The sequence below is a fragment of the Bacteroides mediterraneensis genome, from assembly GCF_025993685.1.
GTDB lineage: Bacteria > Bacteroidota > Bacteroidia > Bacteroidales > Bacteroidaceae > Phocaeicola > Phocaeicola mediterraneensis_A.
The window spans coordinates 3891779-3907037 of record NZ_DAJPEN010000001.1 but is presented as its reverse complement, the minus strand read 5'-3'; the positions used below and the strand labels follow the sequence as shown (position 1 = coordinate 3907037).

Here is a 15259-nt window from a genome sequence, read left to right as displayed (position 1 = left end):
TATTGCTTGATTCCCTAAGATACGAAAAATTAGGGAGACGGGCAAGTCCTGACTGAGCGAAGTTTGGGCTTGCCCGATTTTTTTTGCAGACACAAAAAAGGCCATCTCAAATTATATTTCATTTTGAGACGGCCTCATTTTTCTTTTTCAACAAACTCTTTTCAAAGGAAATTTCTCCACTGCCTTTATATTCCCAATCATCATTCTCTCCCATCCATAAGAATCACCCCCAAAATACTGTTACAAAAAACCGACAATTTCTACTACTGGCATTATATGACAATCTTTTGGCACCATACGAAAAATATATGTGATAAGATGATGATATTTTTGCAAAAACTAAACAATGAAGAAAAATATGAATAAAAAACAATTTCTAATCAGTATAGGTTTTTGCACCTTGTCACTAATCTTGAATGCGCAGAATGGCCCAAGAAATAACAGCAAAAACTTTCCTGAGGCAATTCCAACCAACAAAAAAGTACAACTGTTTAACCAAACAAAAGAAATATATGCGTTAAACTACCAGAAAGATGTGGTGTACGCCACCAAAGAAGGTGTAGACTTAAAACTGCAGATTGTGAACCCAAAGCCTTATGACCAACCTAACAAAACTTTCCCTTGCATTCTTTACGTGCGAGGCTCCGCATGGATGAAGCAGAATCTGTATGTCGACGTGCCTCAGATTTCCGCAATGGCAAAACGTGGATATGTAGTAGCCATCGTAGAATATCGCTCCTCTGATGTAGCTGTTTTTCCCGCCCAACGTAACGACGCCATTTCGGCCGTCCTTTTTATGAAAGAGAATGCTGAGAAATATCACATTGATGCAAATAACATTTTCGTATGGGGAAGTTCATCGGGAGCACATACAGCTCTATTTACCGGACTTTACCTCAAAGACTCCGAAGGAAAAAACGACACGCTACCTTCCATTAATGGTATCATCGCATATTATCCTCCTACCGACGTGCTTCACTTGAAAGATGACCCTACCGCCGCCTCAAAAGGTGATGAGAACAGTCCAGAAGGCCTACTCATCGGCAAGATTGCTGTATGGGATGCTCCAGAAAAAGCAAAAGAAGCCAGTCCGCTCTACTATATAAAAGATAACAAAGACATGCCTCCTGTATTTCTGGCACATGGCACTAAAGACCGGGTAGTTCCTTTCTCACAATCAGACTTGCTGGCTAATGAACTGGAAAAGAACGGCTGTGAATACGAATTTCATGCATTAAGAAATGCGGACCACGGAAGTTGGCAATTTTGGACACAAGAAATGTTGGATAAAGTGGAAGCATTTGTCTTAAAACACCTTCGGAAATAAGCATAAGAAAACACTGTCATATTTTTAACGAATTACAAGCAGCTTGTTTACGTTTCCGCATCGGAAAACATATGTTTTTCGACGCAGAAACGTATGTTTCCACAAGGAAAACCGTACGTTTCACACTAGAGAAACATAAAAATCGCCACTACTTCTAAAAAACTTCACACTTTTGTTTCCAACTCCTCAACCATTGCCTATGTTTTTCCCTACATTGAGTAAGATAAAATCAAAAAACACATATAATATTTATACCATTCCCCTTATTCCTATCAATTTAAAACCACACAAAAATGTAAAATTATCACACAAAACAACCAATATCATATAAAATTTCATACATAAAGTTTTTTATTGCATAAAACTTCTGACTTCAGGAGAAAAGCAATATCTTCGCGGCCGATTTCAACCACACAAAAACTTATAATTTGAAAGTACAGTATGAAAATTATCTGGTCCATCCGGTCATTTAACTTTACAAACGTACCATAGAAAGGTTCCTGGCGAGAGAATAATTTTCTATGTTTCATTTTATAATCTATTATTTTCATGTTCACTTTTATTTCTATAATGGCCGTAGGAGTCCTTATAGGCTATCCTTTACGCCGTAAACAAAGCATACATAAAATACCCGTACTGATACAAACCATGGTTTGTCTGTTACTTTTTATTTTGGGACTGTCTATCGGGACAAACAAGCTTATCATTGGAAACCTGAGTTATTTCTGCCAGCAGGCAGCCCTCATCTCCCTGCTAAGTCTGCTGGGAAGCTCTGTAGCCGCCCTCCTTGTATCACACTTTTTCTTCAAGAAAGGAGCAAATCGTGAAGGGTAGTATTTTAATTTTGGTGTTTTTCCTGATGGGATGTCTGATTGGCTATTTTTATACCATCGGATTCGACATTCATGAAATGTCCGTAAAGGTTCTTTATGTATTAATGCTTCTGCTAGGAATCAATTTGGGAGGCAACCAGGACTTAAAAGGATTTATCGCGCAATTTAATTTCAAGATGCTGCTCGTTCCTATGGGCACAGTCACAGGTACTTTTCTTTTCTCGGCCATTGCAGGCTTTATTCTGAGCCAATGGAGCGTATTCGACTGCATGGCCGTAGGCAGTGGATTTGCTTATTATTCTATCTCATCAGTCCTTATCACCCAGCTCAAAACACCGAGCATGGGACTGCAAGTAGCTACAGAACTGGGAACAATAGCTTTACTTGCCAATATTTTCCGTGAAATGACGGCATTGGTCGGTGCGCCTTTCATCCGAAAATATTTTGGACGCCTGGCTCCCATTTCGGCAGCAGGTATCGGGTCTTCCGACATACTGCTGGCAGCCATTACCAAATATTCCGGCAAAGACGCCATCCCATTGGCCATTCTGCATGGTATTCTGATCAACCTTAGCGTACCTTTTTTTGTCTCATTATTTTGTAAGCTGTAAACCAGATACACAACTTCACGCAAACGTAACTACATAGCAATCCTTCTGTAATAAAAAACATGGACCTTTGGGCAGACTTTTAAAAAGGAGGTTAAAATGGAAACTAATGGAAGTAAATATGTAGTGGAATGCACTCCAGACGGACAATATTATGCTTATCTGTCCAATCACGAGCAATGCTTTGCCTACGGCGAGACGGAAGAAGAAGCGCTGGAGAACCTGGAAGACGCTGCAGAAGAATTTTATGGCGAAATCAATTCTATTTTCTATATCGAAGACATAGCCTGATACTATTTGAACACATTGTAAAAATAAATTGCCGATATTTAGTCATTTCTCAAAGCCATTTCCGCGGGATGCCGAAATGGCTTTTTTCTTTCTATTCCCCGCCTGTGTATGAAACAGGTTATTCACCTGACAGTCACACGCTTGTAATATACTTTCTCTTCCTTTGTGAAGCGTTAAGAAAAACATATATCTATGGAAGATAGACCTTATTACCGAACCATCGTGGTTTCGGATATCCACCTGGGGACCACCCATTCAAAGGTGGATCAAATCAGCGATTTTCTGAGCAGAGTCGATTGCGGACGGCTGATTCTGAACGGTGACATCATCGACGGATGGCACTTGCAGAAATCGGGTATCAGCAAATGGAAGCCGGCACATACGCATTTCTTCAAAATTATCATGAAGATGATGGAAAAGCATGGCACGGAAATCATTTACATCCGCGGAAACCATGATGACTTTCTGGACAACCTTGCCCCGCTGCAATTTGCCAATCTGACCATCACGAAAGATTATATACTGGAAAGCAACGGCAAGCATTATTTCGTGACGCACGGCGATGTGTTCGACAAGGTGACCACCCAGATGAAATGGCTGGCCAAACTCGGCGACATGGGCTATACGCTGCTGCTGTGGCTCAACAGCCAGTATAACCGCTACCGGGTGAAAAAAGGTAAACCTTACTTCTCGCTCTCGCAGGCCATCAAGCAGAAAGTGAAATCGGCCGTGTCTTATATTTCCGACTTTGAAAACGTGCTGGTGGATTTCGCCCGCAGCCGCCAATGTGAAGGAGTGATTTGCGGCCACATTCATCATCCGGAAAACCGCATGATCAACCACATCCATTACCTGAATTCGGGCGACTGGGTGGAAACGATGTCGGCCTTGACGGAAGATGAAAACGGGGTGTGGAAAGTGGTGTACTACACCGAACTGGCACAGCAAGCCGACAGGGAAAAAGAAAATAATGTCATACCTTTCATACCGATTGCCTCATGAGAGTGTTGTTTATTGTACAAGGAGAAGGACGCGGCCATCTCACACAGGCCATATCCATGGAGAAGTTGCTCCGAAGCAACGGACACGAAGTGGTGGAAGTGCTCGTAGGAAAAAGTGAATCCAGAAGACTCCCCGGTTTTTTCAGCCGGAACATCCAGGCACCTATCAAACAGTTCATCAGCCCGAATTTCCTGCCCACACACGCCAACAAGCGGGTGAACCTGACCAGAAGTGTGCTATATAACCTGCTGAAACTTCCTGAATACGCGGAAAGTATCTCTTTCATTCATCATCAAATCAAGGAAACAGAGGCCGACCTGGTCCTCAATTTTTATGAACTGCTCACCGGACTGACTTATCTCTTCTTCCGCCCGTCGGTGCCTCAAATCTGCATCGGACACCAGTATCTGTTCCTGCACCCGCAGTTCAAATTGCCCAAGAAAAACAAAGGAAGTCTGTTCATGCTCAATTTCTTCACCCGGCTGACGGCACTGGGAGCTTCGCAGAAACTGGCCCTCTCCTTCCGGGCCATGCCACAAGACAAACATCAGCATATCAGTGTAGTGCCTCCCCTGTTGCGTCAGGACGTGCTGCAACAGGAAAGCCAGCCGGGCGATTACATCCACGGCTACATGTTGAATGCCGGATTCTCGGAAAACATTCTCCAATGGCATCAGAAGCATCCGGAGGTGCCCTTGCGTTTCTTCTGGGACCACTGGGAAGAAGAGCCGGTGAAAAAGGTCGATGACACCCTCTCCTTCTACCAGCTCGACGACACGGAATTCCTGCGTCAGATGGCGGGATGCAAGGCCTATGCCAGCACAGCCGGATTTGAATCCGTGTGCGAAGCCATGTACCTCGGAAAACCCATCCTGATGGTACCGGCTCATATCGAGCAGGAATGTAATGCCCTTGATGCCCTGCAGAACGGCGCCGGCATTATCGACCGGAATTTCAACCTGAGCAACCTGTTGCGCTTCGCACAGACCTATAAATCCAACCGGCTATTCGGCGAATGGGTAAAGTCGGCCGAATACATCATACTGAATGAAATAGAGCGTTTTGCACCGCAAAATACCCTGCAAGGCATGTACATGGTTGAGGAGTTTGTGTAAAAAAATCTAAATAATCGTTTTGAAATCATCTTGTAACATAAAATCCTTTTCTTTGCAAAAAAAGTGATTTTATGGTAACAAGAAATAGAAAAAAAGAAAAGCCTTATTTGGAAAGAGACATCAGCTGGATGTACTTTAACCGCAGGATTCTGCAAGAAGCAACCCGTAGCCATGTGCCCTTGCTGGAACGGATGGCATTTCTTGGCATCTATTCCAACAACTTGGATGAGTTTTTCCGGGTAAGAGTGGCTTCTCAGAACCGTATTGCCGAGTGCATGGATAAATCGGCTGTCAAAGAACGGGAGAAAGCCAAAAAACTGCTTAAACAGATTGGAAAACTGAATGCACGCTATGTAAAAGACTATGAAGAGGCGGTAAGCACGGTTACGCAGGAATTGAAAAAGGAAAATATCTACCTGGTATCCGATTCGGAAGTCACTCCCGAACAGCTGCAGTTTATCCAGTCTTTCTACAAAGAGAAACTGAACGGGTTCATCGTGCCGGTATGGTTCTCGGCCATCAAGCTGCTGGACTGTGAAAACGACGAAAACATTTACCTGGCTGTGAAGGTGAGCAAAAATGGCAGCAAACCCTCCCCGGACTATGCCTTTCTGGAACTTCCGGTCAATATCTGTGGCCGTTTCGTACAGCTGCCCGACCATGAGAACAAGAGTTACCTGATGTATCTAGACGATGTCATCCGCTGCTGCCTCCCGTTGGTTTTCGAAGGACTGGGTTACGACAAGTTTGAAGCTTATGCCTTCAAGTTTACCCGCGATGCGGAAATGGAAATCGACAACGACCTGCGCACGGGTACCCTTCAGAAAATCTCCAAAGGGGTAAAGAGCCGCAAAAGAGGCGAACCGCTCCGTGTGATTTACGATAATCACATGCCGAAGGACCTGTTGAAAAGGGTGTTGAAAAAGCTCGACCTCGACAGCCTGGATACGGTGATTGAAAGCGGACGCTATCAGAACCACAAGGATTTGATGAAATTCCCCGACTGTGGACACAGCAACCTGAAATATCCGAAATGGCCGCCTATCCTGAAGAAGGAACTAGACGGTCCGGAAAGCCTGTTGAAAAAAATCCAGCAGAAAGACCGTTTCATCCACGTGCCTTACCATAGCTTCGACTCGTTTATCCGGGTGTTGCAGGAAGCAGCCGTGAGCAAACAGGTCACAAGCATCAAAATCACACTCTACCGTCTGGCCAAGGAATCGAAGGTGGTAAAAGCACTTATCGGGGCAGCCCGCAACGGTAAGAAGGTGACCGTAGTCATCGAACTGCTGGCCCGCTTTGACGAGGCTTCCAATATCAACTGGTCGAAGAAGATGCAGGATGCAGGCATCAAGGTGATTTTCGGAGTGGAAGGCCTGAAAGTGCACTCCAAAATTACGCACATCGGCATGAAGACCGGTCCGGATATCGCTTGCATCAGCACGGGTAACTTCCACGAAGGAAATGCCCGGATGTACACCGACTGTATGTTGATGACAGCTTACCCGAAACTGGTAAAGGATGTCAATCAGGTATTCGAGTTCATCGAACGTCCTTACACGCCAATCCGGTTCAAGGAACTTCTCGTTTCGCCCAACGAAATGAAGAACAAGTTCATCACCCTCATCAACAACGAAATCAAGAACAAGAAAGCGGGAAAACCTGCGTACATCAAGATAAAAATCAACCACATTACCGACCCGATTATGGTCAACAAACTGTATGAGGCTTCCGAAGCGGGTGTGGACATCGACCTGGTAGTACGTGGCAACTGTTCTCTGATAACCGATATTCCGGACCTCAGCACACACATCCGGATTCACGGTATCATCGACCGCTACCTGGAACATTCGCGTATCTTCATCTTCGCCAACGGAGGAGAAGAGAAAATATTCCTGGGTTCTGCCGACTGGATGCCGCGCAACCTCGACCACCGTATCGAGGTGATTACGCCAGTATATGACCCGGCCATCAAGGGCGAAATGAAACGGATTGTGGAATATGGATTGAAAGATACGTTGCAGGGACGTGTGGTAGACGGGCTGGGCGACAATCAGTTCTGGAGCGAAGAGGGACAGGAAACTCCTTTCCGTTCACAGGAGGCACTCTACAATTACTACTTGGCCGAAAATTCCGAAGAATAACTTAAATACTATTATTATGGACAATCTCATAAAAAATTGCGAAACTTATTATGGAGCCATTGATATCGGTTCCAATGCGGTGAGGTTACTCATCAAGTGTGTAGAGGAAGACGAGCAGGGCAAGGCTTTTTTCTCGAAGGTACTCCTGCTTCGTGTCCCCCTTCGTCTGGGATTCGATGTGTTTGCCATGGGCAAGATTGCCGAGAAAAAAGAAAAGAACATGCTGCGCCTGATGAAGGTGTTCCGCCATCTGATGAAAATCTACGACGTAGAAGACTATCGCGCCTGCGCCACTTCTGCCATGCGGGATGCCAAGAACGGAAAAGCCATCATCAAACGGATTGAGAAGAAGACGGGTATCCGTATCGAAATCATCGACGGACAGGAAGAGGCCCGGATGATTTACAACAACCACATTGAATGTATGGAAGACCGTAACGGAAACTACATGTATGTAGATGTAGGTGGTGGTAGTACGGAAATCAACCTGCTTTCGCAAGGTACACTGGTGTGCAGCCGCTCGTACAACATCGGTACGGTCCGTATCCTGAACAATGCCGTGAAAGATACGGAATGGGAACGGTTGAAGACCGACATGCAGGAACTGGCTGCTTCCTATCCGGGCACCAACATCATCGGTTCGGGTGGAAACATCAACAAACTGTACCGCCTGGCAGAAAAGAAGGACAAGAAGAAACAAAGAATCACTGTAGAAGTATTGCATAAACTGCATGATGAACTGAAAAGTCTGTCCGTAGAGGAACGCATGGAGAAATACCAGCTGAAACCCGACCGGGCGGATGTCATCGTACCGGCAGGAGATATTTTCCTGACCATTGCCGACATCATTCATGCCACTTATATCTATGTGCCTGTCATCGGTCTGGCCGACGGTATCATCGACGGTTTATATGCCAGTCACCTGGAAGAGGCACAACCGCTAGTAAAAGACAATACACCCGAAAAGCAAACAGACACTCCGGAAGAAGTGAATCAATAACGTACATAACGACGGATTATGGAAGCGACCCTGCAGGAAATCCACCTGTAGGGCCGCTTTGTTATACACCGATTTATCCACAACCTGTGAACAACCTGTTATTCTACAAAAACATTCTGTATTTCAAGAATATACATCTTATGAAATCCTCCATTCCCTTCTCCGTACCAACGGTTTATCAACAACTTATCCACAAAGTTATCAGCATCTATGAAATCGGCATACAGCTTCTTGCACTCCAATACCAGGCGAGCCTGTTCATAAGCAATGTTCCCATTTTCCGTCACATACGGTTTCAGGCCGGAAGCAGCTACTTTATCGATGTCCCTACCCGATTGGCTTCCACAAATTTTATGTATGTCCCGATGCGCTTCTCCCAGGAAAGACAGGGTCAATGTATCGCCCTTTTCAATGAACTCGTAGGTATAACGTTCGGGACGGATAAAAATAAATGCCACCGGTTTTCCCCACAAGATACCGGTACCTCCCCAGCTGGCCGTCATCATGTTAAACTTTTCAGGCGTGCCGGCAGTCACCAGCATCCACTCCTTGCCAATGGCATCAAACATATTGTCCTTCAATTCGGACACACTAATTTTCTTCATAATCTCTTTACTTTAAATTTCCACAAAGCTAAGGAAATTCTGGTTCCCATTTTTCGTTTTTTAAACCGAATTTAAATAGCATCCTAAAAAATATCTTTTTTCATTTCGGGCTTTTAAAGTATCTTTGCAGGAAATATCATGAACTAAAAAAGAAAGGACTGAACCGTGGCAAAAGATACAGAGGTGGTATTGACCCCGATGATGAAACAATATTTTGATTTAAAAGCCAAACACCCGGATGCTATCATGCTTTTCCGGTGCGGAGACTTTTATGAAACTTATTCCGAAGATGCCGTGGCAGCAGCCGAGATTCTGGGAATCACTTTAACAAAACGTGCCAACGGACAAAGCAAGACAGTAGAAATGGCTGGATTTCCTCACCATGCCCTCGATACGTACTTGCCCAAGCTGATTCGTGCCGGACGAAGAGTAGCTATCTGCGACCAGCTGGAAGACCCGAAAACCACGAAAAAACTCGTCAAACGTGGAATTACGGAACTGGTGACTCCCGGTGTGGCCATCAACGACAATGTGTTGTCGTACAAAGAAAACAACTTCCTGGCTGCCGTGTATTTCGGCAAGACAGCCTGCGGTATTTCCTTTCTCGACATATCAACCGGTGAATTCCTCACTTCCGAAGGGCCTACCGATTATATTGACAAACTTCTGAACAACTTCGCACCGAAAGAGGTGCTTTTCGAACGGGGTAAAAAGCCTATGTTCGAAGGCAACTTCGGCAACAAGTTCTTCACGTTCGAACTAGAGGACTGGGTGTTCAATGAGACTTCTGCCCGGGAAAAGTTACTGAAGCACTTCGAAACCAAGAACCTCAAAGGTTTCGGAGTGGAAAATCTACACAATGGCATCATTGCTTCCGGAGCCATTCTTCAGTACCTCGACATGACCCAGCATTACCAGATTGGACACATCACGTCACTCTCCCGTATCGAAGAAGACCGCTACGTGCGACTGGATAAATTTACCGTACGCAGTCTGGAACTGATTGACAGCATGAACGAAGGGGGTACTTCCCTACTGGACATCATCGACCATACCATCAGCCCGATGGGAGCCAGAATGCTGAAACGCTGGATTGTCTTCCCTCTAAAAGATATCAAACCCATCAACGAACGGCTGGATGTGGTGGAATTCTTTTTTAAGGAACCGGATTTCAAGGATTTCATCGAAGAGAAACTGCATCTGATAGGCGACTTGGAACGACTCAGTTCGAAAGCAGCCGTAGGACGTATCTCACCTCGTGAAGTGGTACAGCTGAAAACAGCCCTTCAGGCTATTGAGCCGATAAAAAATGCCTGTCTGAATGCTGACAATGAGAGTCTGCGCCGTATTGGCGAGCAACTGAATCTTTGTGCTTCCATCCGCGACAAGATTGCCAAGGAAATAAACAATGACCCTCCCCTGCTGGTCAATAAAGGCGGGGTGATTGCCGACGGTGTCAACGCAGAACTGGATGAACTGCGCAAGATTGCGTATTCCGGCAAAGACTACCTGCTGCAAATCCAGCAACGGGAAAGTGAGCTGACAGGTATTCCTAGCTTGAAAATCGCTTACAACAACGTATTCGGTTACTATATCGAAGTACGAAATACCCACAAGGACAAGGTACCGGCCGAATGGATACGCAAGCAGACACTGGTCAACGCGGAACGTTACATCACGCAGGAACTGAAAGAATATGAAGAAAAGATTTTAGGAGCGGAAGACAAGATTCTGATTCTGGAAACCCGATTGTATAACGAACTGGTTACCGACCTGGCAGAATTTATCCCGGCCATCCAAATCAACGCCACACAGATAGCCCGGCTGGACTGTCTGCTGTCGTTTGCCAACGTGGCCCGGACCAATAAGTACATTCGCCCGAATGTGGTGGATGACGATGTACTCGACATCCGTCAGGGACGCCATCCGGTGATTGAGAAACAGCTTCCTCCGGGAGAAAAATACATAGCCAACGATGTGTACCTCGACACGGAAGAGCAGCAGATTATCATCATTACGGGACCGAACATGGCCGGTAAGTCTGCCCTGCTCCGTCAGACAGCCCTAATCACCCTCATGGCACAAATCGGTTGTTTCGTACCTGCCGAGAGTGCCCACATCGGACTGGTGGACAAGATTTTCACCCGTGTGGGAGCCAGCGACAACATTTCCGTGGGCGAATCTACTTTCATGGTCGAGATGAATGAGGCAGCCAATATCCTGAACAACATCTCCCCACGAAGTCTGGTACTTTTCGACGAACTGGGTAGAGGAACTTCCACCTACGACGGTATTTCCATTGCCTGGGCCATTGTGGAACACATCCATGAACATAAGAAAGCCCGGGCTCGTACGTTGTTTGCCACCCACTACCACGAACTGAATGATATGGAAGGACAGTTCAAGCGCATCAAAAACTACAACGTGTCGGTCAAGGAAGTGGACAACAAGGTGATTTTCCTCCGCAAACTGGAACGCGGCGGAAGTGCGCACTCCTTCGGTATCCATGTGGCCAAAATGGCAGGTATGCCGAAATCCATCGTGAAACGCGCCGATGAAATCCTGCATCAGCTGGAAGCAGAAAACCGCCAGGAAGGAATTTCCGCAAAGCCGCAACCGGCCAAACAGGCTTCTTCCGACGGAATACAGTTGAGTTTCTTTCAACTGGACGACCCCGTACTGTGCCAGATTCGCGATGAAATCCTGAACCTGGACGTGAATAACCTCACCCCACTGGAGGCACTGAACAAACTGAATGACATTAAAAAAATAGTAAAAGGAAGATAAACCGTCACGCCTATGTCAACTATTATTTATCCGGCCCCTATCTTCGGCCCCATCCACAGTCGCCGTCTGGGCGTATCGCTTGGTATTAACCTGCTTCCCGCCGACGGCAAATTCTGTACGTTCGACTGCATTTATTGTGAATGTGGATACAACAAAGACTTTCGTCCGAAACAGAAAGTGCAAACCCGTGAAGCCGTGCGTGAAGCACTCGAAAAACGCCTGGCTGAAATGAAGGAAAACGGTCCGTTTCCCGATGTACTGACCTTTGCCGGCAATGGGGAACCGACGGCCAATCCGTATTTCCCGGAAATCATTGACGACACCCTGGCTTTGCGCGACAAGTATTTTCCCAATGCCAAAGTCAGCGTATTGAGCAACTCTACTTTTATCCACCATCCAAAGGTCTTTGCAGCCCTGAACAAAGTGGACAATAACATTCTGAAACTGGATACGGTAGACCCGGACTATATACAGACCGTTGACCGACCGACCGGAAATTATCAGGTAGAAGATATCATTGAAGGTCTGAAGGCTTTCCACGGCAACCTGATTATCCAGACAATTTTCCTGAAAGGTACTACCGACGAAGGTAAAGATGTGGACAATACCACCGACAAGTATGTACTGCCTTGGCTGGAAGCCATCAAACAGATTCGTCCCCGTCAGGTGATGGTCTATACCATCGACCGGGAAACCCCTGACCGGAAACTCCAGAAAGCCACTCACGAGGAATTGGACCGCATTGTCCGGCTGGTAAAAGAAGCCGGCATCGAAGCCAGTGCTTCTTATTGAAAAAGTACATCTCACCAAAAAATAACAGCGTGTACGCCTGCTTGAAAAGCATTTGTACACGCTGTCTGTTTATTCATCTATACGTCCTTTTTTCTCACTTCATAAAAGCCGGCACCGGCAGGTGCATGCCTGCCATTGTCAGCCCGTTCTCCCGGGCATATTGCAAGTAATACTTACGGCTCTTGACGGCTCCTTTCTTGTCCATGTCATACTGCGCACAGATTTCCGGATGTGCCAGCTGCAAGGCTGCTCCATGGAACAAATCTCCTATTACCAACAGTTTTCCCACTTGGAACACCGTGTGTCCGGGCGTATGTCCCACCGCATTCATGGCCATTACATTTTCCGGGAGCGTATCCCCGAAAACAAAGAGATGCAAACGGTCCTTGTAAGCCTTCATGGTTTTCTCTACCTGTGCTTTCTGGTCGGCCGGCATCTTCGTCCATGCATCGTATTCCAGTTGGGAAGCATACACTTCCGCACGCGGAAAGACCACACTGTCGTTTTTCATCATGCCGCCGATATGATCCCCATGAAAATGGGTTATGAACAAGTAGTTGATATCTTCCGGATGGATGTGCAAAGCCTTCAAACCCTCGAGCAACCGGCTATCGGGCGCCCCCATTCCGGTATCGAAAAGCATGCGCACGCCATCCTTTTCAACCAAGAAGGTGCTGATAGAAGCCGGTACCCCATTCTGTAAAGAAAGACTGTCTATCTGTACGTCACTGGCATCAGGAAACAAAGTGCGCGGCATCAGACGCGCCTTGGCATTATCGCGAATCCAAGTCACTTTCATCCCGTCCAGTGTCAATGTAGCCAGCATGCTGTCTTTCTGCATCTGAACCAAACTGACTTCCACGTTTGTACTGTCTGTATTCATTTCCTTTTCTGCTTTTTGTTTGGATTGTCCACCGCAACCAACAAACAACATTGCCGCAACCATTCCTGCGACATAACTCCACTTACTGTTTTTCATTGTTATCTCATTTTTACGTACAATAAATACCTTCGGCTTTTCCACAAAAATAAAAAAAGCTGCGCGTAGAGACAATAGAAAATAAGCGTTTTCTAATCTGGAAACTATTTTATTCAGATGTATAACAGTAAAACAACTACTCCCTAAAAACAACAGCGTGTAAACTTGCCTTTAGAAAGGTAGTCGTACACGCTGTCTCCTTATATATAACAGATGTTAGGGGTTTTCTCTGATAATTGATTGATAATCCGGATATTTAGCCTTATAAATATCCGATTTACCTTTAGGAACTATTATTTCCATAATACTTTCCAAAAAAGGCAACGAATAATTTCCAATTTCAGGAGCCTCATCACCTTCAAATCGAATTCTTTCTAATTTATAATTCGTTCTTAATCCATAATCTTTGATTTTTCGGACAAATTTTGTGAGGATTATCTCTTTCAGATTGGAACATTCCATAAATATTCCTTCCTGTAATTCAGCAATACTCTGAGGGAGAATGATTGTCGTCAAAGACCGGCATCCTTCAAAAGCTGCTCTTTCCAAAATACCCTCAGCCCATTTCACTTGTCCCACATAATTAACTTTCTCCAGTTTCTCGCAAGTATAAAAAGCCCGTTCACCTACCTTTTGTATATTGTTGGGAAGGGTAATTGATTTCAATGTAACTACTTCCCGGAAAGCCTCGTTTCCGATTTCCTGTACCCCTTCAGGCAGCACCACATTCTCCAGTTGGGTTTTTAAAAACGCCTGGGAACCGATTTTCTTCAAGGAAACAGGAAATGCCACCTCTTTCAATCCTGTTTCACGAAACGCATTCGAACCGATTTCCTCCACCTTCGTTTTTGAAAGATTCAGTTTCGTCAGAGCCACACAATCCTCAAACGCATGTTTTCCGATTACTTTCAAGGAAGACGGAAAAGTCACAGAAGCCAATTTCGTGCTTCTAGCGAACGCTTGCACCCCAATCGACTCCAACCCTTCATTGAGCGCCAAAGATTCCACATTCGACTCCCAAAAGGCGCCTGGAGCGATACTTTTCACTTCTGCCGGAAGTACTATCTGCGTCAACGAAGGATCTTTCATTCCCATCAACACGCCATCTTCTATTAGAAACGGACTTTCAGGTTTCACGTCCTTGTCCTGGGCTATATTCCGAGTATCAACTTCAATCTTAAAAAAACATTTCTTTCCAATTGTTACCGTACCTCCCATGCTCCACCATTCATAATTACTTACATCCCGCATATTCAGTACTACAAACATCAGTTCCTTGGAATTGCCACCTGCAAACCACCGTTGGTTTTCTAATATAAAATTCGCCTTTCCTTCCTGATTGGTAGTCATTTCCAGCAAGGCCTTGACGGTCTGATCTTTTTTAAAAGCCTCATAAGTGACATCGTCATACATCTTGACCAGCTGGTTTTCCAGTGGCTCTCCTTTTAAATTACACACTGTAATTTCTACCATGGAAGAACCGTTATTCACAGAAAGTTTTTCTTTTTTACAACTCAAAAAGAGCGTACAGATACCTAATAAAACTACGGACAATAATTTAAATATGTTCATAGGGTCACACAATAAAAATAAGAAGTGATTTTAATCATATTTTTTCCACAGAGAACACTCTGTTTTTTCACAAGGGACGGCAAAGATATCATAAAAATGAATATATATAGAAGAAAAATTCATATTATTAGATTCTTTATCATTTGTTTTTAATTTTATCGCCTTTCCTTTCTGGCTCAAAACAGAAGTTTTTTTCCTTTACCT

At 45.1% G+C, this 15259-nt stretch carries 13 protein-coding genes; 10 read left to right on the top strand and 3 right to left on the bottom strand.

The genetic code is table 11. The features are described from left to right. Positions 1-346 precede the first annotated feature (346 nt). The 8 genes from OIM59_RS16635 (at position 347) to OIM59_RS16600 (ending at position 8320) form a co-directional block, all read left to right on the top strand. Positions 347-1327, top strand: coding sequence for an alpha/beta hydrolase (locus OIM59_RS16635; RefSeq protein WP_303897783.1), 981 nt, complete (start codon positions 347-349; stop codon positions 1325-1327). 549 nt (positions 1328-1876) lie between these two features. Then, positions 1877-2161, top strand: coding sequence for a LysO family transporter (locus OIM59_RS16630; RefSeq protein WP_303897781.1), 285 nt, complete (start codon positions 1877-1879; stop codon positions 2159-2161). Then, positions 2151-2771: a lysine exporter LysO family protein gene (locus tag OIM59_RS16625; protein WP_303897779.1), complete on the top strand. Its 621-nt coding sequence runs from the start codon at positions 2151-2153 to the stop codon at positions 2769-2771. Before OIM59_RS16630 ends, OIM59_RS16625 begins: the two co-directional genes overlap by 11 nt. 96 nt (positions 2772-2867) lie before the next feature. Further along, complete coding sequence (locus tag OIM59_RS16620) at positions 2868-3059, top strand: type II toxin-antitoxin system HicB family antitoxin (RefSeq protein ID WP_177866475.1); 192 nt, start codon at positions 2868-2870, stop codon at positions 3057-3059. Between the two features lie 192 nt (positions 3060-3251). Further along, positions 3252-4061, top strand: a complete 810-nt coding sequence (locus tag OIM59_RS16615) for a UDP-2,3-diacylglucosamine diphosphatase (RefSeq protein WP_022354517.1) — start codon at positions 3252-3254, stop codon at positions 4059-4061. Further along, the gene (locus OIM59_RS16610) at positions 4058-5176 is read left to right on the top strand and encodes a glycosyltransferase family protein (protein ID WP_299170571.1); all 1119 of its coding nucleotides are present in this window, start codon (positions 4058-4060) and stop codon (positions 5174-5176) included. The genes OIM59_RS16615 and OIM59_RS16610 overlap by 4 nt, the downstream gene beginning before the upstream one ends. A 71-nt stretch (positions 5177-5247) precedes the next feature. Further along, positions 5248-7320 carry an RNA degradosome polyphosphate kinase gene (locus OIM59_RS16605; protein ID WP_299170570.1) on the top strand — a complete coding sequence of 691 codons (2073 nt, stop codon included), beginning with the start codon at positions 5248-5250 and terminating at the stop codon, positions 7318-7320. Between the two features lie 16 nt (positions 7321-7336). Beyond that, a complete protein-coding gene (locus tag OIM59_RS16600) occupies positions 7337-8320 on the top strand; it encodes a Ppx/GppA family phosphatase (protein ID WP_299170568.1) in 984 nt (327 codons plus the stop codon). Positions 8321-8418: 98 nt separating this feature from the next. Here OIM59_RS16600 and OIM59_RS16595 read toward each other — a convergent pair whose 3' ends face one another. After that, positions 8419-8925, bottom strand: a complete 507-nt coding sequence (locus OIM59_RS16595; protein WP_299170566.1) for a flavin reductase family protein — start codon at positions 8923-8925, stop codon at positions 8419-8421. A 198-nt stretch (positions 8926-9123) separates the two neighbouring features. On the opposite strand from OIM59_RS16595, the gene mutS reads away from it, so the two are divergent. Together mutS and OIM59_RS16585 are read left to right on the top strand one after the other, a co-directional pair. Beyond that, a complete protein-coding gene (gene mutS, locus OIM59_RS16590; RefSeq protein ID WP_299170581.1) occupies positions 9124-11712 on the top strand; it encodes a DNA mismatch repair protein MutS in 2589 nt (862 codons plus the stop codon). Between the two features lie 12 nt (positions 11713-11724). Beyond that, positions 11725-12504, top strand: a complete 780-nt coding sequence (locus OIM59_RS16585; protein WP_299170564.1) for a radical SAM protein — start codon at positions 11725-11727, stop codon at positions 12502-12504. A 94-nt stretch (positions 12505-12598) separates the two neighbouring features. Here OIM59_RS16585 and OIM59_RS16580 read toward each other — a convergent pair whose 3' ends face one another. Together OIM59_RS16580 and OIM59_RS16575 are read right to left on the bottom strand one after the other, a co-directional pair. Beyond that, a complete protein-coding gene (locus OIM59_RS16580) occupies positions 12599-13483 on the bottom strand; it encodes an MBL fold metallo-hydrolase (protein ID WP_299170562.1) in 885 nt (294 codons plus the stop codon). Positions 13484-13699: 216 nt separating this feature from the next. After that, the gene (locus OIM59_RS16575) at positions 13700-14956 is read right to left on the bottom strand and encodes a leucine-rich repeat domain-containing protein (protein ID WP_303897772.1); all 1257 of its coding nucleotides are present in this window, start codon (positions 14954-14956) and stop codon (positions 13700-13702) included. Between the last annotated feature and the right edge of the window lie 303 nt (positions 14957-15259).